Source organism: Bradyrhizobium sp. AZCC 2176 (assembly GCF_036924645.1).
Taxonomy (GTDB): Bacteria; Pseudomonadota; Alphaproteobacteria; order Rhizobiales; family Xanthobacteraceae; genus Bradyrhizobium.
The window spans coordinates 7009974-7032925 of record NZ_JAZHRX010000001.1; the positions used below are offsets into that span (position 1 = coordinate 7009974).

Below are 22952 nucleotides of genomic sequence, written 5' to 3' on the forward strand. Positions count from 1 at the left end.
TTCAGCCGATCTTCTTCAGCCCGTTTTTGAATCGCGGACCGTTGAGCGCATAGAATTTTGCCGCACTTCCCATCGCCGTCACCTGCTCCGGCGTCAGCGTGCGAACCACGCGCGCGGGCGAACCGATGATGAGGGAATATTCGGGATATTCCTTGCCTTCGGTGATGACCGATCCCGCGCCGACAATGCTGCCGCGGCGTATCCTGGCGCCGTTCATCACGATCGATCCCATGCCGACCAGCGCGTCGTCTTCGAGCGTACAGCCATGCAGGATGACATTGTGGCCGACGGTGCAGTTCTTGCCGATCGTGAGGGGAAAGTCGCGGTCGGTGTGGCAGGTGGAATTGTCCTGCACGTTGGATCCTTCGCCGATCTCGATCCACTCATTGTCGCCACGCAGCACCGCGCCGAACCACACGCTGGCCGAATTCAGAAGGCGCACCTTGCCGATCACGACGGCAGTATCTGCGATGAAATAGTTTCCGTCTCCGGGGAGTTCAGGCCCCTGTCCATCGAGTTCGTAGATCGCCATAACAAAAAGGTCTCCGTTGGCGGAGACCTTGGCACAGCCGCTGGCGCGGGATCAAGCGAGCAGACCCGGCCTTTAGGTCAGCACGCCGGCGGCACGCAGGGTCATCAGGAAGAACGTGCCGGACATCAAGCTCCAGAAGCCTGAAAGCACGGTCGCCATCATCACGAATTCGAAACGGCGGCGTTCGATCTTCGCGCCGCGCAGCGTGTTGCGCATGATGATGAAGGGTGCGGCGAAAACCAGAAACGGCACCGCCGCAAACGTCTTCGGCGCCACGCCTTCCCCAAGCAGCCCGAAGCCCGCCGGCCGCGCCGCCATCGCCTGATAGCCGCTGGCGAGCGCGCCTGCGAACGCAAAGCCGATGCACAGGGAGAACAGGGAATTCAACGCATCGGGCGACATGGCAACTTCCCTTAACTCGACAAACCGCGCCCTGCTTTCGCAAAATTGGGCGGCGGCCGCCACAGCATCCTTAAGGAAAGGTTAATAACCGGCCGCCGAGACTTCGTTTGCGCATGGCTGTCGGGGCCGGACCCTCGCGAAATCATGAGGAAATCACGCACCGCATGGCATATTCGCGGGATGATTCGCCTGCCTCTTCCTCGACCGATGCTTCGTTCATGACCCTGCTTTCGACGGCCCAGCACCTTGCCCGCGACACCCGCAGGGACCCGCGCTCGCACATGATCCTGATCATCGTCGCGATAACCATTGCTGCGGGCGCCGTTGCGCTGGTCGCCTATTTGCTGTGGCCGACCTGGGTGGCGCGGCCTTCCAGCGCGCCGGCACGGTTGCCGGTCAGCGTCGGCGCCACGCTTTTCAACGTGCCGACGGCCGCAATCCGCCGCAAGATCCAGCGCCACTCCGGGCCGCAGGAGCGAGTCGATCTCAGCTTCGTCTTCCCATCGCTGGAACCGCCGGATGCGCCGAAGCATGTCAGCGCCGATACGATCGAAGAGAAGGTGCAGCCGATCGACCGAATCTTCGTATCTATATCAGCCCATCACGACGCGCTGGCGCCCGACATGCGGGTCCGCACGATCTATCCGCGCTACCTTGAGCAGGCCGCGACACCGGTCGATGGCGGATTGACGATGCGCGCCTTTCGCGAAGGCTCGCCCTACGCCAACGAAGACCTGTTCTCCGCGAACGCGTCGAACCTCAACGCGCGCTGCACGCGCGATGGCCTGACGCCCGGCATGTGCCTGAGCGAGCGCCGCGTCGACGGCGCCGACCTGACGTTCCGCTTTCCGCGGAGCTGGCTGTCGCAATGGCGCGACGTCGCGAATGCGATGGATCGCTTGACGGCGCAGATGCGCGGGTCGAAAGGCTAGCGAGCCGCCGAGCATCGAATTCGCGGGGTGGGCAGAGGCGCGCTTGCGCCGTGCCCACCATCGCAATCACGAACTGCGAGAAAAAGTTGGTGGGCACGCTACGCTTTGCCCCCTACGGCACTTCTACGGCGGACAAGTCACTCACCCGACGTCGGCCAGGTCTTCCTCGAGGATCGCCATCTGAAACTGGAACGAGCGATCATCGTCCTCGTCATCGACGAACAGCACACCGATGAACTCCTCGCCGATATAGACTTCGGCGGAGTCGTCCTTTTTCGGCCGCGGCACGACGCGGATCTTGGGATTGCCGAATACGCGCTTGAGATAGGCGTCGAGCTTCCTGACTTCCTGAACGTCCACGGCGGTCTCCAATCGGATTCTTTGAATTTCCGGGAGGTTTTTAGGACGAGACGGCGCAGACTACCAGCCGTAACTTCACAAATACGGCTGCGAGAAAGTGTGGAAAATCAAAGCCCGATTGCGCCGAGCATCTGATCCATGGTGCGCGAAGGCTCCGCACAACCGGCCTCGCCGACGATCTTGGCGGGAACGCCGGCCACCGTGACGTTGTGAGGCACCGGCTTGACCACCACCGAGCCTGCGGCGATGCGCGCGCAATGGCCGATCTCGATATTGCCGAGAATTTTTGCGCCCGCCCCGATCAGCACGCCGCGGCGGATCTTCGGATGACGGTCCTCGTTCTCCTTGCCGGTGCCGCCGAGCGTAACGCCGTGCAGGATGGAAACGTCGTCGTCGATCACGGCGGTCTCGCCGCAGACGAAGCCGGTCGCGTGATCGAGGAAAATACCGCGGCCGATTTTGGCGGCGGGGTTGATGTCGGTCTGAAACACCGCCGACGACCGGCTCTGCAGATAATAGGCAAAATCCTTGCGGCCCTTTTGATAGAGCCAGTGCGCGAGGCGATGGGTCTGCAGCGCGTGAAAACCCTTGAAGTAGAGCAACGGATCGATGAAGCGCGAGGTTGCAGGATCGCGGTCGTAGACCGCAACCAGGTCGGCGCGAAACGCATTGCCCAGATCAGGCTCGTCGCGCAGTGCCTCGTCGTAGGTCTGGCGGATCAAATCGCCCGACAGCGCCGAATGATCGAGCCGCTCGGCGAGACGATGCACCACCGAATCTTCGAGGCGCTCATGATGCAGCACGGTCGAATAGATGAAGGAAGCGAGCTCAGGCTCGCGGCGGACGATGTCCTCCGCCTCGCCCCGGACGCGGTCCCAGATCGGATCGAGTGCGGCGAGCTTCGAGGATTGCGGATTGACCTGATGCACTGCCATGATTGCTCTCGCAAATTCTCTGATTTCGTTGCTACTATAGCACGGCGGGCGGACGGCTGTCCCCGGCAGGCTTCGGCAAAGGAAACCCCCGCCGAATGCCCCTGGGGTCAGTTCAAGGTGGTCAGCGATTTCGGGAAATCAAGCCGGCGGGCGTCCGACTATTGGTGAATTTCGGCGGACCCGCCATTCGGCAGATGCTGCCCTGATGGGGGAAAGCCAGATCAGCACGCAGGTATTGCGGGCGCGGACCGCTGCGGATTCGCGCTCCGCCTGGATCGCCGCCATCGCCATCCCATTGATGTTGCTGGCCCCCGCCCTGTGGAATGGCTATCCCCTGCTCCAGTGGGATACCGGCGGCTACCTGGCACGGTGGTATGAAGGCTACCTGGTGCCCAGCCGCTCCACCACGTTCGGCCTCTATCTGCATTTCGGCGAGGATTCGAGCTTCTGGATCAACCTCGGGATCAACGCGCTGGCGACACTGTGGATCCTGCAGTTGACGCTGCGCGTGCTCGGCATGCCCCAGCCATTGCGGCTCCTGGCCATGAGCCTCGTCTTGGTCCTGACCACGTCGCTGCCGTGGCTCGCCAGCATGCTGCTGACCGATATTTTCTCCGGGCTGTCCGTGCTTGCGCTCTTCATCCTGGTCGCGCTTGGCGAACGGACTTCGATCCCCGAGAAATGCCTGTTGTTCGGCCTCACCGCATTCGCCGCCGCAACGCACAGCGCAACGCTCGCCGTGCTGCTCGGACTGTGCTGTGTGGGCTGGATCGCGCGTCCCTTTCTGCGCGGGCGGATTTCCGTTTCCGGACTGACGCAGGGCAGCCTCACCATCGTCGCCGGAGCTGCGCTATTACTGTCGACCAATTTCGCATTGTCCGGAAAACTGGCGTGGACGCCCGGCGGTTATGGCGTAGCCTTCGGGCGGATGCTGCAGGATGGGATCGTCGCAAAGTATTTGCGCGATCATTGTCCGAAGCAGAATTTCAAGCTCTGCCCCCACCGCGATCAACTGCCCGCCACCGCCGACCAGTTCCTGTGGGGCAACAGCATGTTCAACACGCTCGGCCGCTTTCAGGGACTGGGCGACGAGATGGGCTTTATCGTGCTGCATTCGCTGGCCGAATATCCGGCCTGGCAGGCCAAGGCGGCGCTGACGGCAACTGTGCAGCAACTCGGCCAGGTCGCCACCGGTGAAGGCGTCGGTGTCTGGGTCGGCCATACCTACGGCATCATCGAGCGTTTCCTTCCGGCACAGGTGAAGCCGATGCGCGCGGCGCAGCAGCAGCGCTGGCATTTCGACTTCACCGCGATCAACCGAATTCACGTTCCAGTCGCACTGGCGTCGATGCTGCTGGCCGCGATCCTGTTCGGTCACGGCGTGCTGCGCCGGTCGTTCGACGATCTCACTTTGCTCGCCGGCACGGTTTCGTTCGCCCTGCTCGGCAACGCCTTCATCTGTGCCGTGATATCCGGCCCGCACGATCGCTACGGCGCGCGGATGGCGTGGCTTGCGACCACGGTGGTGCTGATCGCGGCGATCCGGCATTTCACCGGCGAAGAGCCATCGCGCGATCGCTCATTGCCGGCGTGACAGGAAGTCGGTGACTCCCGTCTTGTAGACTTTGTCACCGACCGCGCGCATGTGATCGCGGTTCGGAATGTCGAGCACCTCGGCGCCCGGAATGATTTTCCCGAGCGCAGTTGCGGAGCCCGCGATTTCGTCCCTGGTGCCGACTGCGATCAGGACCGGCACGCCGATGCCGGAGGCCTCTTCCGATGTCATCAGCCGCCGCGAACCGCGCAGGCAGGCGGCAAGCGCCCGGCGGTCGGAGCGGGTCTGGTCGGCGAAAGCGCGAAACGTCCGCCCGACCGGATCGGTGACGTCCTCCAGAGACGGCGCTTCAAGCGCGATGGCCACGTTCTCGCCGGGACCGCCGCCCTCGATCAGCCCGATACCGATGCCACCGAGAATCGCCGAACGCAACCGCTGCGGCTGCTCGCGCGCCAATATCGCCGTCATTCGCGATCCCAGCGAATAGCCCATGATGTCGGCGCGCTCGATTCCCAGATGATCCAGCAGCGCGATGACGTCGCTTGCCATGATCGCAATTTCGTAAGCAGCGGAATCGTACAGCTTTTCGGAATCGCCGTGGCCACGATTGTCGAGCGCGATCACGCGACGGCCGTCCTTCCTTAAGTCGGAGACCCAGGTCGGATAGACCCAGTTGACGTTCTTGCTGGAGGCAAAGCCGTGCACGAGAACGATCGGATCGCCCTCGCCTTCGTCGAGATAGGCAATTTCGACAGCGCCGTTGTGAAAACTCGGCATCATCAGTTCCATTTATTGGGGGGATTGGAATGAACGATCTTGCAATGGCTGCACGTCTAGCCCTGCGCGACTGCACCTGCCAGAGCCGGGCCGGATGGCGCACCTGCCACGACCTGCCGTCTCAATCGCCGCGCCTTGCTGCGACGCAGCCACGCTTCGGTGGCCCGCTCAGTGGTCGCCTTGATCGACGACAGAAAACCGAACAGCGCCAGCAGCGCACCGAACACCCACATCGTCAGATTGAAGGCGCCGGCAGCCAACAGCAGCGCGCCGCGGCCGAGCACCTTCAGAATCGCGCGGGTCTGACCACCCTTGGATTCGGCAAGCCGTGCGGCGCGAGCAATATCCTTCGGCCCTTGCGCGATCCGCAGCGTATCAAGCGCCCCGCGCGTGCCGGCCTTTTCGCCGACGCGTCCGACGTCCTTCGCCAGCCGCACCAGCGCGCCGGCCTTCTCGGCGCGGAACGCCGCCTTGATCGCGCTGATGGTCTCGCCGGGCCGCAACACCGAGCCCTTCGCGACCGCCTGCTGCAGGACGGGCGCATCGACGACTTCGCGTACCGAGCGGCCGGCCCATTGCGTCAGCCCCTCGCCCAGCCGCCCGACCTTGCGGGCATCCTTGACCATGGAAAGACCGGCGCGCAGCGGCCCGACGCCGCCGACGGATACGTAGGTCGCGGCGGTCACCGCGAGGCCCACCGTCGCAAGTCCCAGCACCAGGCGGTCCACCTCCTCGCCCGTCGCCAAATGCTTGCCTTCGCGCACGACGTCCCTGATGTCGCCGAACACGAACAGATCGCCGGCGACCGTGCCTGACAGGCTCGCGACGTCGTCGGCATTGCCGGTCACCAGCCCCGTGGCGAAGCGCTTGGCAAAATGCGACGCCGAGCCTGCGTCAGTAACGGCATCGCTGACGCGCTTCGACAGTTCGTCGCTGACGGCAATGCCCTTGTCACGGGCGAGTTCGACGAAGCTGTTGGCGAGATCGGAATCACCCTCCGCGAGCGCCGCCTCGATATGGCCGGCGACCAGCGCCTGATTGCTCCGCAGGGCGGAATGGATGTGGATGTCGGACAGCGCCGCGGGGTCGTCCTGCGCCGCCAGAATGGCTGTGGCCTCGCGGGCGTGCGGCCACAGCGCCGCGCATACCGCCACGCTGAGCGCCATGCAACCTAACGCCCCCGCCAGAGTTGATCCGAGCCTCAACCGCCTCATCCCAAAAAGCCCAATGTTTTAGTCTTTCTCAAGATGGTATGCCGTTTTTAAGACACAACTGCCCCGACGAAAGAAGGGCTTTTCTCCCACGACAAGATTGTGTCGAATTTGCATGAGCGAATGTGCGGCGGGGAGCTCCCGAATCGGCTCTAGGAATCATCGGCACCCCCCACTATGGTGCGCGGCATTTCGAAATTGCCGCGTCGCATTGATTGCGTACGCCCATCGTTGCTATCCAAGGTGAAACTGATGTCCGACCATGTCGTCCCGCATTTCCATAACGACGCCGGAGTCTCGGTAATCGAGATCGGCTCGCAGGAATTCATGTGCGTGGGCGCCAATCCGCCGTTCGACCATCCGCACGTCTTTCTCGACCTTGGCAACGACAACGAGATCATCTGCCCTTATTGTTCGACGCTGTTCCGATTTGCCGCCGACCTCGCCGCCGGTGAGGCCCGCCCGCCGGAATGCGTCCTGAAGGACAAGGTCGCCTGACCTTTCGGTGGCTGCCGCGCGCACCATCATCGTTGCTGGTGCCGGGATCGGGGGACTGACGGCAGCGCTATCGCTCGCAGCGAAGGGCTTTCGCGTCATCATCCTGGAGAAGGCCGAGCGGCTGGAGGAAGCCGGCGCCGGCCTGCAGCTTTCGCCCAATGCCAGCCGAATCCTGGTCGACCTCGGCCTGCGGCCACGGCTCGCGACCCGCGCCGTGACTCCCGAAGCCGTTAACATCATGAGCGCGCGGGCGGGCGGCCAGATCACCCGCCTGCCGCTCGGCGAAGCCGCCGGCCTTCGCGCCGGCGCGCCCTATTGGGTGATGCACCGCGCCGATCTGCAAGGCGCTTTGCAGGCAGTGGTCAACGACCATCCGGACATCGATCTCAGGCTCGGCTGCCAGTTCGAGGACGTGACCTCGCACGCCAAGGGGCTGACCGTGGTCCAGCGCCGCGGCAACACACGGCAGCAGGAGCTTGCGGTGGCGCTGGTCGGCGCGGACGGCATCTGGTCGGCGGTGCGGAACCATTTGTTCCCGGGGGTGCAGCCGCAATTTTCCGGCTTGATCGCCTGGCGTGGAACCCTCGATGCGACGGCGCTGCCGCGCGAATACACCTCGCCGCGTGTGCAGCTCTGGATGGGGCCGGACGCGCATCTGGTTGCCTACCCGATTTCGGCGGCGCGGCAGATCAACGTGGTCGCGATCGTGCCGGGAACCTGGAACAGGCCGGGCTGGAGCGCGCCCGGCGATGCCAACGAACTCAAGAACGCGTTCGCCTCGCAACGCTGGCCTCCCACTGCGCGGATGCTGATCGGGGCCGTCGACGGCTGGCGGCGATGGGCGCTGTTCACGCTGCCCGACATCGGCGAATGGACGGACGGCGCGATCGCGCTGCTCGGCGACGCTGCACATGCGATGCTGCCCTTTGCTGCGCAAGGCGCAGGAATGGCGATCGAGGACGCCGCCGTGCTCGCCAAATGTTTGGGCGAAAGCCCGCGCGACAATATCGCGGGCATCCCGGCGGCGCTGAAGCATTATGGCCGGCTGCGGCGCGGCCGCGTGCTGCGGGTGGCACGCGCGGCGCGGCAACAGGGACTTATCTATCATCTCACCGGACCGCTGGCGCTGGCGCGCGACCTCGCCATCAAGGCGATGGGCCCCGAGCGCATGCTGGCGCGGCAGGATTGGATTTACAATTGGCGGGTGTGAGCAGGAAATCCTGTAATCAGTTCGCGCTACGGCTCGCCTTCGAGCGGCCACCCTTCGCGGATGCGGCCGGGGCTGCTGCTTCCGGCTTCGACTCCTGGCACCTGTTCTTCTGCCAGGCTTCATCGGCGAGCTTCGACTGGCCGCGCAGCGCAATGTACTCATTGCGATAGGCCATCTCCGCCACCAGGGGACCGGCGACGCCGGTTTCGGCCTTCGTCATCAGGCCCTGCAATTCCGCGGTACGGGCGGCAAGGCTCTTGCGCTCCGGCTCGAGCTGCTTGCAATCGTAGAGGTCGTATTTGGCGGGGTCGGCGAAGGCCGGGGAAATGGCATCGCTCACCCCGGCGCAGCCGGACAGGCCGGCCCCGAGCGCAACCAGCGCCAGCGCGGCAAGGCTGCGTTGAAATGACCGGCAGTGGGGCGGCGATATCGGCATCGGACCTTCGTTAGGCGGACAATGTTGAGATTGCCTAAAACAGGCCCAAGTGTCCGCATTGAGGCTTTGCTTTGGCAGACGCGCTCGCTTAAAGCAAAGGATGCGTTCGACCTGGGAACAAGCCAATTCCACTTCTCCGGTAAACGCGCTAAGTATCTGATCTCGTGAGACTAAGCGGACGTGGCGGAACTGGTAGACGCAAGGGACTTAAAATCCCTCGATGGCAACGTCGTGTGGGTTCGAGTCCCACCGCCCGCACCAGCCTTCGCTCGCGAAGCGAGGGAAGGCTGCCGCGTCGAAACCGATAGGCGAAGGCGGGCTTTGCGTCCGCGAGCTACGGCTTGGCAAGCCACCGCCCTGACGGGCTACGCGTGGCGTAGCCATGCGTAGCGGTCGGGACCAAGCGTGTCCGGTGTAGCTTGAGCGCAGCGAAAGCGTAGACGGACTGGTGAGGCAGTGGGGATGGGGGCAACATTGCCGCAAATCGGTCTTTTCGAAATGCGCCGGCTGGAGATGCTGAGCAACACCATATTCGGCGTTGCCATGACGCTGCTCGCCTATGATTTGCCAAAGGCTTCCAGCTTCACGCACGCGCCCGACTGGATCGACCTGGTTCGCGTCTATGCGCAACCGGTCATCGCACTGATGATCAGCTTCATCGTCGCCGGCATGTTCTGGTTCAGCCATCACCGCCGGCTTGCGGTTGCTCCGGAGGGCAGCCGGGGCGTGGTGTTCCTCAATCTGTTTTTTCTGCTTTCGATCATCATCCTGCCGGTGACGAACGGACTCTACGGCGCCTACCGGCTCGATGGCGTGCTGGCTGTCCTCTATGGGTTTCACCTGACCATCATCGCCGCGCTGAACGCGGCGCTATGGGTTCTTGCGCTGAGGGGCCGCAACGACGCGTATTTGCTGGTGACGGCGCTATTTCCGGTGCTCGTGTTCGTCCTCGGGACGGCCATGGCGTTGGTAGCCCCGCGAATTGCGCAGTTCATCTGGTGCCTGGCTTTTCTGGCGCCGCTGGCGGGCTGGATCGCCGGGCGTCGTGCCGGCTAGGCGGCATGTCTCATCGCGTCAGGGGCCGACGCGCAACCTTCGTCTTGGTCACCGTGAGCAGCCGGTTCGCCTCGTCGGCAATCATCCGCTCCATCTTTTCCTGAAATTCCTTGCGCGGCAGGCCCGGCCCGATCGGCGGGAGGAACGACAGCGTGATGGTGCCCGAGTGCATCAACAGGGTCTTCTTGCCCCAGAACAGGCCGGAATTGCACGCCGCGGGAACGACAGGGACGTCGAGGTTGGTGTAGAGCGCGGAGATCCCAGCCGACTGGAACTTCACAGGCTCGTCGATCGCCTGCCGCGTGCCTTGCGGAAACAAGAGCACCTTGCGCCCGTCGCCAGCCGCGCGCCTCGCCTCATCGACCATCTGGCGCAGTGCCTGGCGGCCCGCCGCGCGATCAACCAGGATCATCGGATAGCGCTCGAGAAACCAGCCGACGAGCGGCAGCTTCCTCAACTCCTTCTTGGCGACGATGCTGGCATCGGGAAAGATCACGCAGAGCGCGGCTGTTTCCCACAGCGATTGATGATTGCAGGCGATGATACAGGGTCCGTCGGGAACGTGCGCGCGCCCCTCGACGCGATAATCGAGCCCCACCACGTACTTCATCAGGAACATGATGCCGTTGGCCCAGACCTGGGAGACCGCGCGCACCGTCGCGCTGCTCGCATTGAACAGCGCCATGAACGGCACCGACAGCGACACGATGACCGTCAGGATCACCACGGCGGCATCGAATAAGATAGACCTCAGATAATGCAAACGTCCGTCCCTCGGGCCTCTATGCGGCTTCCAATACAGCAATTTTCCCGGGTTGCACAATTCCGGCACGCCCGCTGAAATATGACCCACCATGGATCGGCCCGATTGCCCATCCAGGGTCGCCCCATGCCCACCTTCGAAAAGATCACCATCGCGCCGCATCTCGTCTTCGATGCCATCACCGCCGGTCCACCCGGGGCGCCGCTGGTGTTGCTGCTGCACGGTTTTGCGGAATCAATGCATTGCTGGCGCGCGCAGGTGACTGCGCTCGGCGACATGGGCTATCGCGCCATCGCGCCAAGCCAGCGCGGCTATTCGCCGGGCGCCCGGCCGGATCCGCGCCAGTTTTCGCACTATCTGATCGACCGCCTGATGGACGACGCGATGGCGATCGCGGCGGCCGCGGGCTATGGCGAGGCGCGCTTTCATCTCGTTGGCCACGACTGGGGCGGCAGTATCGCCTGGGGCATCGCCGACCGCCACCACGAGCGGCTGGCCTCGCTTACCATTCTCTCGCGACCGCATCCGAATGCGTTCAACCGAGCGCTGGCAACCGACGGCGAGCAGGCGCAGCGCTCAAAGCACCACAAGGCGTTTCTGGAACCGGATGCCGCCGATATCGTGCTGGCGGACGACGCCAAATGGCTGCGTGATCGTCTCGCCGCCAACGGTGTTCCCGCAGAGGCAATCGAGGCGCATCTTGCCGTGCTCGGCAACGAGGATGCGATGGAAGCGGCGCTGGGCTGGTATCGCGCCCTCGGCGCGATCCGCGGGCCGCTCGGTCCGATCCGGGTGCCGACGCTTTATATCTGGGGCGACGCCGACGACACCGTCGGCCGCACCGCCGCAGAAGGCACGGTTGATTTCATTGCCGCACCCTATCATTTCGAGGTGCTGCCCGGCGTCGGGCATTTTGCGGCGGATCAGGCGCCGGAAAAGGTCAGTGAGTTGATGCTGGAACATCTCGCCGCGCATCCGGTGTGAGGAACGCAACGTCCGCAAAAATGTTGTCGTGCACAAAAAGGAGTATGACGACATGGCCAGCGAACAACCCTCGGACAAGCCTGCCGCAACCGGGCGCAAATCGCCCCCGGATCGGCGGCCCTCCCAGCCGCAACAACCGCAAATCCCCTCGCCGCTGGCGAACGACGGCCCGGAACTGGTGCGGGATAGCCACTGCTGACGTTCACGGTCATTGCAAGCGAAGCAATCCAGCCGTCTTCACGGAAGAGAATGGATTGCTTCGCTCGGCGCTCGACAGCAATGACGAGAGGACCGCGTGGGGTCAACGCGACCGCCATTACGCGATAGCGGCAAATTGCTGATGCCGGCCGGGCGCGGCGTCGAACAGTGCCCTGGTGTATTCGTGCTGGGGCGCGGCAAAAACATCTGCCGTGGCACCCTGCTCGACAATCACCCCGCGCTGCATGACCGCGATCCTGTCGCAGACCTGGGCGGCCACCCGCAGATCGTGGGTGATGAACAGCACCGCCAGATTGAACTTGCGGCGCACTTCGTCCAGGAGCTTCAGCACCTGATCCTGCACAGACACGTCGAGCGCCGACACTGGCTCGTCGCCGATCAGCAACTCCGGCTCCATCGCCAGCGCCCGCGCGATGCATATCCTCTGACGCTGGCCGCCGGAGAACTGATGCGGGAAACGGTCGATCGCAGCCGGCGGCAGATGCACCACGGCCATCAGATCGCGCGCGCGCTGCAACGCCTCCTTGCGGCTGAGGCCAAAATTCATCGGCCCCTCGATGATCGCCTCGCCGACCGTGCGGCGCGGGTTGAGCGATCGGTACGGGTCCTGGAAGATGAACTGAATGCGCCGGCGCATCGGGCGGAATTTTGCTTCCCGCATCGCCGCGATATCGACCCCGTCGATCTTGATGCCGCCGGCTGACGTATCGACCAGCCGCGCGACGCAGCGCGCCACCGTCGATTTGCCGGAACCGGACTCGCCGACAATGCCCAGCGTTTCGCCGCGCCGGATCGTCAGCGAGACGTCCTTGACCGCGGCCACCACGCGCGCCTTCGGCTGGAACAGCGAGCGCTTGCCATAGGTCTTGAAAAGATTCTCGGTCTGCAGAACCACCGGTCCGGTCACCGGCGACCGCTTCGGCGGCGTCATGCTTGGCACCGCGCCCAAGAGCATTCTTGTATAGTCCTCGCGCGGATTCCGCAGTACCTCCTCGCAGGGGCCCTGCTCCACGATCCGGCCCATCTGCATCACCACGACGCGGTCGGCGATCTCGGAAACGACGCCGAAATCATGGGTGATGAACAGCACGCCGGTTTTGGTGCGGCCCTGCATTTCCCGCACGAGCTTGAGGATCTGCGCCTGCGTGGTGACGTCAAGCGCGGTGGTCGGCTCGTCGGCAATCAGCAGCGCGGGATCGAGCACCAGCGCCGCCGCGATCATGATCCGCTGGCGCTGGCCGCCGGAGAGCTGATGCGGATAGGCGTCGATCATCTGTTCGGGATCGGGCAGATGCACCGCGCGCATGATCTCGAGCACGCGCGCACGCTGTTCCTTCTGGTCGAGGCCGGTGTGGACCTCCAGCACTTCGCGGATCTGGTCGCCGACCCGCTCGACCGGATTGAGCGCGGTCATCGGCTCCTGGAACACCATGGCCATGCGGGTGCCGCGAATCGCGCGCAGCTCGGCGTCGGATCTGGTGAGCAGTTGATCGCCCTGCAGCCGGATCGAGCCGCTTTCGACCCGCATCGCTCCCTTCGGCAGCAGGCCCATGACAGCCTGCGCCGTCACCGATTTGCCGGACCCGGATTCCCCCACCACGCAAACGATCTCGTCGGCGCCGACGGTCAGGTTGATGCCCTGCACGGCATGCGTCCGGTCGCCTCCGTTGATGGCGACACTAAGATTCGAAATTTCGAGGACGGTATTGCTCACGTCACACCCGCTTCGCCATTCTGGGATCGAGCGTATCGCGCAAGCCGTCGCCGAGAACGTTGACGGCAAGGATGGTGAGCGCAAGGCATACGCCGGGATAGATGATGTTGTGCGGATACAGGCTGAAGACCTGCCGGCCCTCGGCCATGATGTTGCCCCAGGTCGGCACCTCCGGCGGCACGCCGATGCCAAGGAAGGACAGGATGGCTTCGATGAGGATGGCGGACGCGCAGATGAACGTGCCTTGCACGATCATGGGCGCGATCGTGTTGGGCAAAACATGCCGCCACAGCAGTTTCGGGGTCGAAGTGCCGAGCGTCACCGCCGCCTCGACATAGGGCTCCTCGCGCACGCTGAGCACGATGGAGCGCACGAGCCGGACCACACCGGGAATCTGCGGAACGGTGATGGCGATGATCACTGTCCACACGCTGGAGCGGAACAGCGACACCATGGCGATCGCCAGCAGGATGGCCGGAATCGCCATCAGGCCGTCCATGATCCGCATGATGATGGCGTCGAGAATGCGGAAGAAGCCGGCGAGCAGACCGATGAACAGGCCACAGGCGACGCTGATCAGCGCCACCGTGATGCCGACGAAGAGAGAGACGCGCGCGCCATAGACCACGCGGCTGTAGACGTCACGTCCCAGGCTGTCTGTGCCGAACTTGGCGATCATCTTGATGCGTTCGCCGGTGTCCGTCCGCATCGTGATTTCCGCACCTGGGACCTTGTTTCGTGCGATCGGGCTGATCGCCGTCGGATCGATGGTTCCGAGCCAGGGCGCCAATAGTCCCATCAGCAATACGATCGCAATGACGGCGGCGCCGAACATCACGCCCGGGTTACGCAGCAATTTGCGGTACGCGGCGGGCTTGCCCGGGCTCGCCGGCAGTACGGGTTCGAGGATCGTCGTGTCGGCCATCAGTAGCGGATCCTGGGATCGAGTACGGTGTAGATCATGTCGACCGACAGGTTGATCATGACGTAGACGAACGAAAACAGCAGAATGACGGCCTGGATCGTCGGATAGTCGCGCGCCAGCACCGCATCGACCGTGAGCCGGCCGAGGCCCGGAATCGTGAACACGCTTTCGGTGACGACGACGCCGCCGATCAGCAGCGCGACACCAAGGCCGATCACGGTGACGATCGGCACCGCCGCATTGCGCAGCGCATGGCGGAACAGCACCTTTCGCTCGGACTGTCCCTTGGCGCGTGCGGTGCGAATGTAATCCTCCGAGAGCACTTCCAGCACGCTGGTGCGGGTCATGCGCGCGATCAGCGCAATATAAATCACCGACAAGGTCACCGACGGCAGGATCAGCCGCTGCACCCAGCCGCCAACCCCCTCCGAGATTCGCTGATAGCCCTGCACCGGCAGCCAGTTCAAATAGACCGCGAACAGGTAGATCAGGAGGTAGCCGATCACGAACACGGGCACGGAAAAGCCGAGCACCGAAAAGCCCATTACGATGCGGTCAATCCACGAACCGTGCCGATGCGCCGCCAGCACGCCGAGCGGAACAGCGACAAACACCGCAATCAGGATCGTGAACAAGGCGAGCGACAGGGTCGGCTCGATGCGTTCGCCGATCAGCGCGGCCACGGTCTTCCTGAAGAAGAAACTTTCGCCGAAATCGCCGGTCAGCACCCGGGCGGACCAGATGAAGAATTGCTCGATCATCGGCCGGTCGAGGCCGAGTTGGCTGCGGATCTGCGCCACCTGTTCGGTGGTGGCATTATCGCCGGCGATGACTGCCGCCGGGTCGGACGGGGTCAGCCGCAGCATCAGAAAGATGAAGACCGCGACCACCAGCATCACGGGGACCGTGCCGAGCAATCGCCGGAAGAAGTAGCCATACATAGGTCGATCCCCGAAATGAAACGGGCGGCGGGAAGCCGCCCGCTTCCTTCACATCACTTCGTGACCTCGATGTTCCAATGCACCGGGACCGGCGCCATCAAAATCCCCTTGACGTTCTTGCGAATGGCAATCGGCTGGGCGTACTCGCCGACCGGGATCATGGCCGTGATCTCGATATTGCGCTTCTGGACCGCTTCCGCGATCTCCTTCTGCTTCGCCAGATCGGATGAACGGGCGAACTCGTCGCGCAGCTTCTCCATCTCTGGATCGCAGGGCCATCCGAACGAAGCCTTTTCGCACCCCGCATTCACATAGGCGGCAGAGACCGGGTTCATCACGTCGGCCGTGACCCAGGCCGTAAGGAAGGCATTCCAGCCACCGGCACTCGGTGCATCCTTCTTGGCGCGGCGCGCAACAAGGGTCTGCCAGTCCATCGACTGCATGTCGACCTTGAAGCCGGCTTTTTCCATCAGTGATTTCGCCACCGGCGCGAGGTTGGTCAGGGCTTTCAGGTCGGTGGAGTGCATCAGCAGCACGGGTGTGCCGTCATAGCCCGCTTCCTTCAGGAGTTCCTGCGCCTTCTTGGCGTTCGAGGTGAGAATTGCTTCGGTTCCCTTGGTCGTCCCGAATGGGGTGTCGCAAATGAACAGCGCCTTGCACGCTTTGATGTAGTTCTCGTCACCGATGGTCGCCATCAGGAAGTCTTCCTGATTGAAGGCGTACCAAAGCGCCTGGCGGACCTTCGGGTTGTCGAACGGCTTGTGCAGGTGGTTCGGACGGAAGACGTACTGCGCCTTGATTTGCGGCACGTCGACGATTGCGATGTTGGTATCCTTCTTCAAGCCGCCCAGGAGATCGTGGCTGGGCTGCTCGATATAGTCGATCTCGCCCTTTTGCAGCGCGTTGACGGCTTGCTGCGCGTCGGAAATCGCGCGCCACTCGACGCGATCCACCTTGACGACCTTGCCGCCGGCAAGACCCGAGGCCGGCTCGGCGCGCGGCTTGTACTTGTCGAACTTAACATAGACGGTCTTGTCGCCCGGCTTCCACTCATCCCTGACGAAGACGAAGGGGCCCGATCCCGTAAAATCCTCGATCTGCTTGTTGGGGTCCGTCTCGGCGACGCGCTTGGGCATCATGAACGGCACGTTGGATGAGGGCTTCGAGAGGCCCAGCAGCACGAGGCCTGTCGGTTCCTTGAGCTTGATGGTGAAAGTCTTGGCATCGACAGCGGTCATCGAGTCGACGAACGTCATCATCTTCTGGCCGAGGGAGTCCTTCGCGGCCCAGCGCTTGATCGAGGCAATGCAATCTTCCGACGTTACCGGTTGCCCGTCATGCCATAGCAGTCCGTCGCGCAGCGTGAAGGTGTAGCCCTTACCGTCCGCCGCAGCCTCATACTTCTCCACCATCTGCGGCTTGATCTCGCCTTTTTCATCCTGCGCGAGCAGCGTGTCGTAGATCATGTAGCCGTGGTTGCGGACGATGTAGGCCGTGGTCCAGATCGGATCCAGGATCTTCAGATCCGAGTGCATGACGGCGCGCAACGTGGTCTGCGCAAGCGCAGGCACTGCCGCAACAACCATCAGGCTGCCGACGCAAGTCGCAGCAAGAATTGCTTTTCTGAACGCGTTCATTCCTTCACCTCCATTGTCGTCTCGACGCCCGAATGCCTATTGTTCGGGCCCCTGCCCGGTTTCTCACCGGACTATAGGGGCGATATTCAGCTTCACAACACCCTTTTGACCCGACGACACTGGTGACGCCGGCGCTCAGGCAGAAATCAGGACAGCCCTCCGGACAGGTCCCTCCGCGGCCGGCTTCTGCCTGCCATTGGATGGAGCGCCGCCCTGTTCAGCTCCGCCAATACGCCTCTCGCAAACTTACAATCAAGAATGATGCCAGAATTCCCGATCTCCCGACCGGATGCCGGGAAGCGTCAACCGTGCCATGTTTTTCCCTTTACAAATTCGCTGCCGATCCTTCTCGTAAAGAGCCCACACCGAAACCAAACATTCCGGCCCAACCGGGAGGACCCAATATGAATCCTGCCAACCTTCCCTTCGATTCCGAGACCATGCTGCAGGGTTTGCGGGCCTGGGTCGAATGCGAAAGCCCAACCTGGGACGCGCGTGCAGTCGATCGTATGCTCGACCTTGCGGCGCGCGAAATGGCCATCATGGGTGCGACCATCGAACGCATCGCCGGGCGGCAGGGCTTTGCCGGCTGCGTCCGCGCGCGCTTCCCGCATCCGAAGCAGGGCGAGCCTGGTATTCTGATCGCGGGTCATTTCGATACCGTCCATCCCGTCGGCACGCTGGAAAAGCTGGCGTGGCGGTGCGAAGGCAACAAATGCTACGGCCCGGGCATCTTCGACATGAAGGGCGGTAACTACCTCACTCTCGAAGCGATCCGGCAACTGGGCCGCGCCGCGTTCACGACGCCGCTGCCGATCACCGTGTTGTTCACGCCGGACGAAGAGGTCGGCACACCGTCGACCCGCGACATCATCGAGGCCGAAGCCGCCCGCAACAAATATGTGCTGGTTCCGGAGCCGGGCCGCGCCAACAACGGCGTGGTGACCGGGCGATATGCCATTGCCCGCTTCAATCTCGAAGCCATCGGCAAGCCGAGCCATGCCGGCGCCACGCTCTCCGCCGGCCGTTCCGCGATCCGCGAAATGGCACGCCAGATTATCACTATCGACGGCATGACGACCGAAGATTGCACCTTTTCGGTCGGCGTCGTGCATGGCGGCCAATGGGTCAATTGCGTCGCCACCACCTGCACCGGCGAGGCGCTCAGCATGGCCAAGCGACAGGCCGACCTCGATCGCGGCGTCGAACGGATGCTGGCGCTTTCCGGGAGCAGCAATGATGTCACGTTCAAGGTCACCCGTGGTGTGACCCGGCCGGTATGGGAACCCGATGCCGGCACGATGGCGCTCTACGAACACGCGCGTAGCGTGGCCAGGCAAATGGGCGTCGAGCTTCCGCATGGCAGCGCCGGCGGCGGCTCCGACGGCAATTTCACGGGCGCGATGGGCATCCCTACCCTTGATGGCTTGGGTGTTCGTGGCGCCGACGCTCATACGCTCAACGAACATATCGAGGTCGACAGTCTCGCCGAGCGCGGCCGTTTGATGGCGGGCTTGCTGGCGACGCTGACGTGATCTACGCACCGCAAGACGCAGCATGGATTGCTTCCGCCTTCGCTCGTTGAGCTACGGCGGACGAGTCGCTTCGCTCGCAATGACGGTGGGGCGGCATGCAAAACGGAATTGCTCCCCGGCTTGCGCTTGCCGCGATGTCGCGCTTAACGTCCCTCCAACGAAAACCATTGGCCGAGACACTGAATGACCCGCATCGCCGTTGGCGCCTTTCTGCACGAGACCAACACGTTCGCGCTAACGAAGGCGACCTATGACGATTTCGTCCATGGCGGGGGCTGGCCGTCGATGGCACATGGCGCCGATGTGCTCATGCGCAACATCAATGTCGGCCTTGCCGGCTTCGTCGAGGCAGCTGAAGCCAACGGTTGGGAGCTGGTCCCGACGATCTCGGCGGCCGCCAGCCCATCGGCGCATGTCACCAGGGACGCCTTCGAACGCGTCATGAAGGAGATGGTCGACGGCATCGCTGCGGGCGGACCGATCGATGCCGTCTATCTCGATCTGCACGGCGCCATGGTGACCGAACATTACGACGATGGCGAAGGCGAAACCCTTGCGCGCGTGCGCCAAGTGATCGGCAAGGACCTGCCACTGGTCGCAAGCCTCGACCTCCATGCCAACGTCTCGCCCGAGATGATGGAGCATGCAGATGCCCTCATTGCCTACCGCACCTACCCTCACGTCGACATGGCCGACACCGGCCGCGCCTGTGCAAGACACCTCGCGCTGATGCTGAAGACGAAGGCGCGCTTCGCAAAGGCGTTCCGGCAATTGCCGTTCCTGATCCCGATCTCCTGGCAATGCACCAACGACCAGCCGAGCAGGAGCATTTACGAAAAGCTGGCAGCGCTCGAAAGCGACGCGGTGCCAACACTGTCGTTTGCGCCGGGTTTTCCGGCAGCGGATTTCAGGGATTGCGGGCCGAGCGTCTTTGCCTATGGCCGGACGCAGGCCGACGCCGACGCTGCGGCCGACAGGATTGTCGCCCTCGTCGAGAGCCACGAGGACGATTTCGACGGCCGCATCTATTCGCCCGATGACGGCGTGCGCCTCGCGATCGAGCTGGCGAAATCGGCGACCAGGCCGATCGTCATCGCCGACACCCAAGACAATCCCGGCGCCGGCGGCGATTCCGATACCACGGGCATGCTGCGCGCGCTGGTGCGCAACAAAGCGTCCGGTGCCGCGACCGGCGTGATCTACGATCCGCAATCGGCTATCGCTGCGCATGCGGTCGGCGTCGGCGCCACGGTTACGCTGGATCTCGGCGGCAAGTCCGGCATTCCCGGCGACGCGCCCTACAGGGAAACCTTTGTCGTCGAGAAGCTGTCCGATGGCAAATTCGTAGCTACCGGCCCCTATTACGGCGGACGCGACATGGATATGGGGCTATCGGCCTGCCTGCGCATCGGCGATGTCCGTGTGGTCGTCGGCTCCTACAAGGCGCAACTCGCCGACCAGTCGATGTACCGCTATGTCGGCATCGAGCCGACCGAACAGAAAATCCTGGTCAACAAGAGCTCGGTGCATTTTCGCGCCGATTTCGAGCCGATCGCCGAAAAGCTCCTGATCTGCGCCGCGCCCGGCGCGATGCCGGCCGATACGGCGGCATTGCCCTGGACCCGGCTCCGTCCGGGCATCCGCATCAAGCCGAACGGCGCCGCCTTCACACCATCCGCCCCATCACTCTCGAAATCTTCAGTCACGGGATAACAGACATACATGCCCACCATCGACCGCATCGACGGCTATGCCGAAGAACTCACCGCGATCAGACGCGATCTGCATGCTCATCCCGAGATCGGCTTCGAAGAAGTGCGCACCTCCGGTATCGTCGCGGAGAAGCTGAAGGGATGGGGCATCGAGGTGCATCGCGGGCTCGGCGGCACCGGCGTGATCGGCGTGCTCAAGGGCAAGGGCAGTGGCGGCAAGCGCATCGGGCTGCGCGCCGACATGGACGCGCTGCCGATGGAAGAGAATACCAACCTGAAATGGCGCTCGACGATTCCCGGCCGCTTCCACGGCTGCGGCCATGACGGCCACACCACCATGCTGCTCGGCACCGCGCGCTATCTGGCGGAGACGAAAAACTTCGACGGCACCGTCCATTTCATCTTCCAGCCCGCCGAGGAAGGCCTCGGCGGCGCGCGCGCCATGATCAAGGACGGCCTGTTCGAGAAATTCCCCTGCGACGAGGTTTATGGGCTGCATAACGCGCCCGACCTGAACCACGGCGAGATCGCGATCCTGCCGGGACCGGCGATGGCAGGCGCCGATTTCTTCGACATCAACATCCAGGGCTATGGCGCGCATGGCGCGATGCCGGAACGGTCCAAGGACGCAGTCGTGATTGCAACCACGCTTGCCCAGGCACTGCAGACCATCGTCAGCCGCAACGTCGACCCCTTGAAGTCTGCGGTGCTGTCGATCACCCAGATTCATTCCGGCTCCGCGTACAACGTGATCCCCGGCGATGCAAAACTCTGCGGCACGGTGCGCGCGTTCGACGACGGCGTCCGCGCGTTGATCCGCGAGCGGATGCGGACGATCTGCGCCGGCATCGCTGCGACCTACCAGTGCGAGATCACGGCCGATATCCGCGACACGTTCAGCGTGCTCGTCAACAAGGAGGAACAATCGAGGGTGGTCGAGGCCGTGGCGAAGACCGTGATCGATCCCGCCAATGTGTTCACGCGCGCGACGCCGAAGATGGGCAGCGAGGATTTCGCCGACATGATGCAGGTGGTGCCTGGCGCCTATTTCTGGATCGGCCACGACGGCTCGGTGCCGGTGCACAATCCCGGCTACGTGCTCGACGACAAGATCCTGCCGATCGGCGCCAGCATGTTTGCCCGCATCATCGAAACCAGGCTCCAGGTAGGTTCGCATGCATAAATCAACCGCCGAAGAAGAGATCACCTCGCTGCATGACCTGTCCGCCGTCGACCTGATCGCGGGCTATCGCGCCAAGCAGTTCTCGCCATCGGAAGTGCTGGAGGAAGTGATTGAGCATGTCGCGGCGTGGGAGCCGCACATCAAGGCGCTCTATCTGTTCGATCCCGAGAGCGCGCGCGCTGCCGCGAAGGCCTCGACCGACCGCTGGCAGAAAGGCGAGCCCGTGGGCACGCTCGACGGCGTGCCCGTCACCATCAAGGACAATATCGCCACCAAGGGTCAGCCGATCCCGCTGGGCGCCGCCAGTGTCAAGCTGGTGCCGGCAGAGAAAGATGCGCCGCCCGCCGCGCGCTTGCGTGAATCCGGCGCGATCATCTTCTCCAAGACGACGATGCCGGATTACGGCATGCTGTCGTCGGGGCTCTCCAGTTTCCACCCCCTCACCCGCAATCCCTGGGACCTCAGCAAAAATCCCGGCGGCTCGTCCTCCGGCGCGGGCGCGGCAGGCGCGGCCGGCTACGGCCCGCTGCATCTCGGCACCGACATCGGCGGCTCGGTGCGGCTGCCGGCCTCGTGGTGCGGCCTCGTCGCGTTGAAGCCGAGTTTTGGGCGCGTTCCGGTCGATCCGCCCTATGTCGGTCGCGTCGCCGGGCCAATGACCCGCACTGTCGATGACGCCGCGCTGATGATGTGCGTATTGTCGAAACCGGATCGTCGCGACGGCATGAGTCTGCCGGCGGACAGCAGCATTCACTGGAAGACACTGGATAAGTCACCGCGCAAGATGCGTATCGGCCTGATGCTCGATGCCGGCACCGGCCAGGCGCTGGAAAGCGACGTGCGAAGCGTTGCCGTCAAGGCGGCCAAGGCGTTTGAGTCCGCCGGCGCCGTGGTGACCGAGGTCGACGGCATCCTGACACGCGAGATGCTCGATGGGATCGACAATTTCTTTCGGGCGCGGATGTGGGACGACCTCTCAAAACTTTCGCCTGAGGAACGCGGCAAGGCGCTGCCTTACATCCATACATGGGCGCAAGCCGGCGCAAGACTTTCCGGCGTCGACGTCGTCAGGGGCTTTAACGCCACGATGGCGATCCGCGCGGCGGCGGCAAAACTGTTCTGCGATCTGGACTACGTGATTTCGCCGGTATCGCCGGTGGTGAACTTCCCCGCCGAGTTTGCCGCCCCGATCAACGATCCGGACAAGCCGTTCGAGCACATTGCCTTTACCGTGCCGTGGAACATGTCTGAAAATCCCGCGATCTCGATCAATGGCGGCTATGACGAAAAGGGTTTCCCGATCGGCGTGCAGATCGTCGGCCGCCGCTTCGACGACCTCGGCGTGCTCGGCATGGCCAAGGCGTTCGAAGGCCTGCGCGGCCCGCAGCGGCCGTGGCCCTCGCCGCCGAAGTAGTAGATTCTGGTACCTCCGTCA

General features: G+C 63.5%; 22 protein-coding genes and 1 tRNA gene. 11 read left to right on the forward strand and 12 right to left on the reverse strand.

What is annotated here, in order from left to right:
* Position 1 precedes the first annotated feature (1 nt).
* Together V1288_RS33385 and V1288_RS33390 are read right to left on the reverse strand one after the other, a co-directional pair.
* Positions 2–532, reverse strand: coding sequence for a gamma carbonic anhydrase family protein (locus V1288_RS33385; RefSeq protein ID WP_334361035.1), 531 nt, complete (start codon positions 530–532; stop codon positions 2–4).
* Between the two features lie 72 nt (positions 533–604).
* The gene (locus tag V1288_RS33390; protein WP_334361036.1) at positions 605–934 is read right to left on the reverse strand and encodes a DUF6949 family protein; all 330 of its coding nucleotides are present in this window, start codon (positions 932–934) and stop codon (positions 605–607) included.
* 218 nt (positions 935–1152) lie between these two features.
* On the opposite strand from V1288_RS33390, the gene V1288_RS33395 reads away from it, so the two are divergent.
* Complete coding sequence (locus V1288_RS33395; RefSeq protein ID WP_334361037.1) at positions 1153–1866, forward strand: hypothetical protein; 714 nt, start codon at positions 1153–1155, stop codon at positions 1864–1866.
* A 141-nt stretch (positions 1867–2007) separates the two neighbouring features.
* On the opposite strand, the gene V1288_RS33400 is transcribed toward V1288_RS33395, so the two are convergent.
* Both V1288_RS33400 and cysE read right to left on the reverse strand, forming a co-directional pair.
* Positions 2008–2226, reverse strand: coding sequence for a DUF3126 family protein (locus tag V1288_RS33400; protein WP_025590201.1), 219 nt, complete (start codon positions 2224–2226; stop codon positions 2008–2010).
* Between the two features lie 107 nt (positions 2227–2333).
* Complete coding sequence (cysE, locus tag V1288_RS33405; protein ID WP_334361038.1) at positions 2334–3161, reverse strand: serine O-acetyltransferase; 828 nt, start codon at positions 3159–3161, stop codon at positions 2334–2336.
* A 205-nt stretch (positions 3162–3366) separates the two neighbouring features.
* Between cysE and V1288_RS33410 the strand changes: the two genes are divergently transcribed.
* Positions 3367–4755: a hypothetical protein gene (locus V1288_RS33410; RefSeq protein ID WP_334361039.1), complete on the forward strand. Its 1389-nt coding sequence runs from the start codon at positions 3367–3369 to the stop codon at positions 4753–4755.
* Here the strand turns inward: V1288_RS33410 and V1288_RS33415 are convergent.
* Entirely contained in the window at positions 4741–5493 is a 753-nt protein-coding gene (locus V1288_RS33415) for an alpha/beta fold hydrolase (RefSeq protein ID WP_334361040.1), read from the reverse strand. The genes V1288_RS33410 and V1288_RS33415 overlap by 15 nt on opposite strands.
* 56 nt (positions 5494–5549) lie before the next feature.
* Positions 5550–6707 (reverse strand): hypothetical protein, encoded by a 1158-nt coding sequence (locus V1288_RS33420; RefSeq protein WP_334361041.1) that lies wholly within the window; start codon positions 6705–6707, stop codon positions 5550–5552.
* A gap of 249 nt (positions 6708–6956) precedes the next feature.
* Here V1288_RS33420 and V1288_RS33425 point away from each other — a divergent pair, with 249 nt between their 5' ends.
* A complete protein-coding gene (locus tag V1288_RS33425) occupies positions 6957–7202 on the forward strand; it encodes a zinc-finger domain-containing protein (RefSeq protein WP_334361042.1) in 246 nt (81 codons plus the stop codon).
* A 7-nt stretch (positions 7203–7209) separates the two neighbouring features.
* Positions 7210–8412, forward strand: a complete 1203-nt coding sequence (locus V1288_RS33430; protein WP_334361043.1) for an FAD-dependent monooxygenase — start codon at positions 7210–7212, stop codon at positions 8410–8412.
* Between the two features lie 16 nt (positions 8413–8428).
* On the opposite strand, the gene V1288_RS33435 is transcribed toward V1288_RS33430, so the two are convergent.
* Complete coding sequence (locus V1288_RS33435) at positions 8429–8848, reverse strand: twin-arginine translocation pathway signal (RefSeq protein ID WP_334361044.1); 420 nt, start codon at positions 8846–8848, stop codon at positions 8429–8431.
* A gap of 174 nt (positions 8849–9022) precedes the next feature.
* On the opposite strand from V1288_RS33435, the gene V1288_RS33440 reads away from it, so the two are divergent.
* Positions 9023–9109, forward strand: a tRNA-Leu gene (locus V1288_RS33440).
* Positions 9110–9310: 201 nt separating this feature from the next.
* Positions 9311–9904, forward strand: coding sequence for a TMEM175 family protein (locus V1288_RS33445; RefSeq protein WP_334361045.1), 594 nt, complete (start codon positions 9311–9313; stop codon positions 9902–9904).
* 10 nt (positions 9905–9914) lie between these two features.
* Here V1288_RS33445 and V1288_RS33450 read toward each other — a convergent pair whose 3' ends face one another.
* Positions 9915–10631 carry a lysophospholipid acyltransferase family protein gene (locus V1288_RS33450; RefSeq protein WP_334361046.1) on the reverse strand — a complete coding sequence of 239 codons (717 nt, stop codon included), beginning with the start codon at positions 10629–10631 and terminating at the stop codon, positions 9915–9917.
* Positions 10632–10793: 162 nt separating this feature from the next.
* Here V1288_RS33450 and V1288_RS33455 point away from each other — a divergent pair, with 162 nt between their 5' ends.
* Positions 10794–11651 carry an alpha/beta fold hydrolase gene (locus V1288_RS33455; RefSeq protein WP_334361047.1) on the forward strand — a complete coding sequence of 286 codons (858 nt, stop codon included), beginning with the start codon at positions 10794–10796 and terminating at the stop codon, positions 11649–11651.
* 316 nt (positions 11652–11967) lie between these two features.
* Here V1288_RS33455 and V1288_RS33460 read toward each other — a convergent pair whose 3' ends face one another.
* Genes V1288_RS33460 through V1288_RS33475 form a run of 4 tightly spaced genes read right to left on the reverse strand, consistent with a single transcriptional unit; the run spans position 11968 to position 17087 of the window.
* On the reverse strand, positions 11968–13584 hold the full coding sequence (locus V1288_RS33460; protein ID WP_334361048.1) for an ABC transporter ATP-binding protein: 1617 nt from the start codon (positions 13582–13584) through the stop codon (positions 11968–11970).
* A gap of 1 nt (position 13585) precedes the next feature.
* The gene (locus V1288_RS33465) at positions 13586–14509 is read right to left on the reverse strand and encodes an ABC transporter permease (RefSeq protein ID WP_334361049.1); all 924 of its coding nucleotides are present in this window, start codon (positions 14507–14509) and stop codon (positions 13586–13588) included.
* The gene (locus tag V1288_RS33470) at positions 14509–15450 is read right to left on the reverse strand and encodes an ABC transporter permease (RefSeq protein ID WP_334361050.1); all 942 of its coding nucleotides are present in this window, start codon (positions 15448–15450) and stop codon (positions 14509–14511) included. The genes V1288_RS33465 and V1288_RS33470 overlap by 1 nt, the downstream gene beginning before the upstream one ends.
* Before the next feature lie 53 nt (positions 15451–15503).
* On the reverse strand, positions 15504–17087 hold the full coding sequence (locus V1288_RS33475; protein WP_334361051.1) for an ABC transporter substrate-binding protein: 1584 nt from the start codon (positions 17085–17087) through the stop codon (positions 15504–15506).
* 404 nt (positions 17088–17491) lie between these two features.
* Between V1288_RS33475 and V1288_RS33480 the strand changes: the two genes are divergently transcribed.
* From V1288_RS33480 to V1288_RS33495, 4 genes are all read left to right on the forward strand, one after another.
* Positions 17492–18622: a M20/M25/M40 family metallo-hydrolase gene (locus V1288_RS33480; RefSeq protein ID WP_334361052.1), complete on the forward strand. Its 1131-nt coding sequence runs from the start codon at positions 17492–17494 to the stop codon at positions 18620–18622.
* Positions 18623–18805: 183 nt separating this feature from the next.
* A complete protein-coding gene (locus tag V1288_RS33485; RefSeq protein ID WP_334361053.1) occupies positions 18806–20335 on the forward strand; it encodes a M81 family metallopeptidase in 1530 nt (509 codons plus the stop codon).
* Positions 20336–20344: 9 nt separating this feature from the next.
* Positions 20345–21517: a M20 aminoacylase family protein gene (locus V1288_RS33490; RefSeq protein WP_334361054.1), complete on the forward strand. Its 1173-nt coding sequence runs from the start codon at positions 20345–20347 to the stop codon at positions 21515–21517.
* Positions 21510–22931, forward strand: a complete 1422-nt coding sequence (locus V1288_RS33495) for an amidase (RefSeq protein ID WP_334361055.1) — start codon at positions 21510–21512, stop codon at positions 22929–22931. Before V1288_RS33490 ends, V1288_RS33495 begins: the two co-directional genes overlap by 8 nt.
* Positions 22932–22952 lie beyond the last annotated feature (21 nt).